The organism is Rhabdochromatium marinum (assembly GCF_016583795.1).
GTDB lineage: Bacteria > Pseudomonadota > Gammaproteobacteria > Chromatiales > Chromatiaceae > Rhabdochromatium > Rhabdochromatium marinum.
Map to the genome: position 1 here is coordinate 1 of NZ_NRRS01000148.1, position 2,063 is coordinate 2,063.

Consider the following 2,063-nt stretch of genomic DNA (forward strand, 5'->3'; position numbering starts at 1 on the left):
GCCGGGATTGTACTCAGCCTGCGGGCGCTGAGCCAAACGACCGGGCGCTGGCAACAATTTTGGCAGCGAATTGATCAATTCGGTGCCGCCTGTTTCGGGTGATCACATTATTCAAAGGCCGCACCCGAAGGCTCAGTCCCTGGGCGAGTCAGCACAAGGTGACGAAGCCCGCCAGGTGCAGGGGATAGGGTAAATGCGGCGGTTGTGTACCGAAAGTTCATGTTCTTATCCGGGGATATCTGTCTCGCATGCGGTCCGTGTGCCTACGGGAGTCGAACTGAGGCCCAGTGCGAAAGCGCTGGAATGGCCACCGGACCCTACCGCGACTCGGGCAGCGCGTCGGGCGGCAACGCCCGGCGTGACGGGGCAGAAGTCAGCAGACGGCATAGTAGCCAAAGGCCCACCGTAATGGGTGGGACAGGGTGAAGGCCTGAACCTTCGGCAACGAGTGAGCCACGCGGTTCTCACTGAGCGCATCGCACCCGAGCGGGTGAAGCGCTCTTGGCGGACCCTGTTGTAGCCAGCATTGGAGGCGGTCATTTCGATCGTACTTTCACATCCGGAGGAAGCGCCCCGTGCGGACCCGCATGCGGGGTGCTGTGGGAGCTGGGGGAGAGAAACCCCCGGCCACCCGATTACATTTTTCTATTTTAAACATATTGCCGCAACAACTGCTGCTATAGCAACACCAATAATTACTTTCCCCAACCGGTATTATGCCAAGCCGGGTCATTATTGGTTGCGTTACTTATTACAACGTCTATGCTTGCGGACTCACTCAATGTTTCTAGACCCGCGTCTTTTCGCATTTCACGTAGAGTAAGTTCTTTTTCGATTTCTGCTTTAAGTTCATAGAATTTAGATCTTAAAGCGCGATAATCAGTTATAAACAATGCACAAATAACAAGTACAACAGCCGGAGGAACAATAACTTTATAGAACGAAAGAATGTCTCTGCCTTCAAATGGTATCGCCGGTATCACTTCCCAAAGGTTACTTATGGGAAATTTCCATGTTTTAGAAAATAACCATTTAATACCCGAGTTTATGCTCTCGGCTGGCGGAAAACTGCTTCCATCTGTCCAAAAGTAAATTCCCTTAATGCTCGTCATCAAAAAATATGCAATAGCTAAGAAAGCAACTATATAAGCCAATCTAGATCGCTTTTTAGATTTTTTGAGTTTATCCGTAAATTTCAATCAAGCCTCCTTAAGTGAATGAAAATGTAACGTTTCGCCTCACCCGACCCTATGTAGCGTAGCGCGACAGCGCGCAGCGAAACAGGGGTCGGGTGGAGGCGTTTGTTAGAAGCATTTTCTTTGCGCTATTTACTGGCTTTTAGTGACGCGATTTTATCTACAAAATTCTTTACCGTACTCGCTTCGATTTCTTCACGGGCCAGATCTATAGTTCTTTCGTCTTTCTTTAAAATAAAATTACGCTCTACCGCTATAAAGTGATCGACAACAGAAGCCTTCAATTCGCTGTCAATTGACGCAACAAGCCCCATCATTTTAATTTCACAGCTTGTGATTTCATTCTGGAAATACTTAACTTCCATTAGACTGTATCGGTAAAGCTTGAGAAAGAAAAAAGCAAACAGCTCTATAAGAAGAACCAAGGACAGCTTTGGCAGGTATCCTAGCAGCAAAGGCAAAGCCTCATTTCCTTGAACAGAAACACTAGAATTATCTGCGGCGCTAATCATTAAAACATGACCGCCGTTTGAAACGGCGAAGACAGAAAGCAATACTATTCCCGTAATTGATGTAATTATTCCTATAATTAAGTTAAGGTTGGCTCTTCTAGACAAGCTGCTTACCTCGTCAACTAGTCTTCTGCGCAGTTGGTGGAATAACACGTAACATGCTTTTTTGTTTTCGTTATCCGTCACGGTGTTAAGTAAGTCCTTAAATCAGCCCTTTTAAGGTGATGCAACTCATTGTATAATATGGATATTATTTCTAGAGTTGGAGTTGACAACCGATGTTTGATGATGTTCTCAACCGGTTTGCTGAACGCGCGCCTGCCACGGTCATGGTACGCGCTCTGCTTGAGCGATT

2 protein-coding genes are annotated in these 2,063 nt (G+C 47.0%); both read right to left on the minus strand.

Annotation, left to right across the window (positions count from 1 at the left end):
* Positions 1-695: 695 nt before the first annotated feature.
* A complete protein-coding gene (locus CKO36_RS18810) occupies positions 696-1,199 on the minus strand; it encodes a hypothetical protein (RefSeq protein ID WP_200286437.1) in 504 nt (167 codons plus the stop codon).
* 125 nt (positions 1,200-1,324) lie between these two features.
* Positions 1,325-1,894 (minus strand): hypothetical protein, encoded by a 570-nt coding sequence (locus tag CKO36_RS18815; protein WP_200286438.1) that lies wholly within the window; start codon positions 1,892-1,894, stop codon positions 1,325-1,327.
* Positions 1,895-2,063 lie beyond the last annotated feature (169 nt).